Genomic DNA, 1,122 nt, shown 5'->3' on the forward strand with positions numbered 1-1,122 from the left:
TCACGACTACCGCAGTTTTTACTGTAAAGCTCGGGTCTTCCAACTTGCCTAAGTCGAAGTAAGAATAGATGCCAGCGATCACGCTCAATACGATAAAGAACAGAACGAACTTACGTTGGCGAATCGCGAATTCAGCTAAATTGATCATGGATTCGCACCTACAACGTCTTGATGGTCAGGTTTGGGGCGGCATCGCCCTCGCTCAGATAATGGCTCCCGCTGATCACCACATAATCGCCTTGCTCAAAACTTCCGGTCACACACGCTTGGTATGCGTCGATAGAGTCAAGGTTGACCGGCTCTGAATGAATAACCGCATCACGAACCACATTCACGTGCAGAGTTTGTTTCTCACCCAAAATTGCAGAGTAAGGAAAGCAATGGCTTGAGTGACTGGTGTTGAGCGCGGTATTAACCGTGACTGCTTTACCGTTGAATAGCGCACTGGAAATCGAATCGATGTCTAGCGTGACGGTATAGGTTTGTTTGAGCAGGTGCTTCTTCGGCGCGATTTCTGCCACGGTTGCTCGGTAGGATTGCTCCGAATCATACCAAGTCAACGATGCTGGCTGACCTAGTGCGAATTGCGCAATCATATTTTCCGGCACGTCGATGTCCACTTCCCAGCTGCCTTCTTGCTGAATTGACACAACACTTCCGCCCGGCAAGGTTTGTTCATGTGGATCAACAGAAACGTCGGCAACAATGCCAGTGAATGGTGCACGTAGAGTGGTGTAACGTAGGGCATCTTTTGCACGTTGGATGTTTTTCTCAACCACTTTGACGGCAGAGAGGCTACGTTCGTAGCTGCTGATGGCTCGGTCTAAGTTTACGCTGGCAATGGCATCATCAGAAGTCGCTTGTTTTACGCGCTTTAACTCGGCTTTCGCGAGTTTGTGGGCTGATTGCGCTTCTAACATGCGCGCTTGTAATTCTTCTAGTGAGACTTGGTAGTCGTGCTTGTCTAGCGTGGCAATGACTTGGCCTTTTTCTACCACGCTGCCTTTATTTACGAACACGCTTTCCACGGTGCCGGGTACACGAAAAGAGAGTGAGGCGGTTTCTTTTGCTTTTACGATCCCGCTGAATGATTTGTTGAGTTCTTCATTCCTTTCGTTGACT

General features: G+C 48.8%; 1 protein-coding gene. It reads right to left on the minus strand.

Going from position 1 to position 1,122, the window contains the following annotated elements; all coding sequences use genetic code 11:
* Nucleotides 1-158: 158 nt before the first annotated feature.
* A partial coding sequence (locus R7Q47_RS25940; protein WP_318090220.1) for an efflux RND transporter periplasmic adaptor subunit occupies nucleotides 159-1,122 on the minus strand: 964 nt, incomplete at its 5' end.

The sequence above is a fragment of the Vibrio sp. Vb0349 genome (assembly GCF_033338975.1).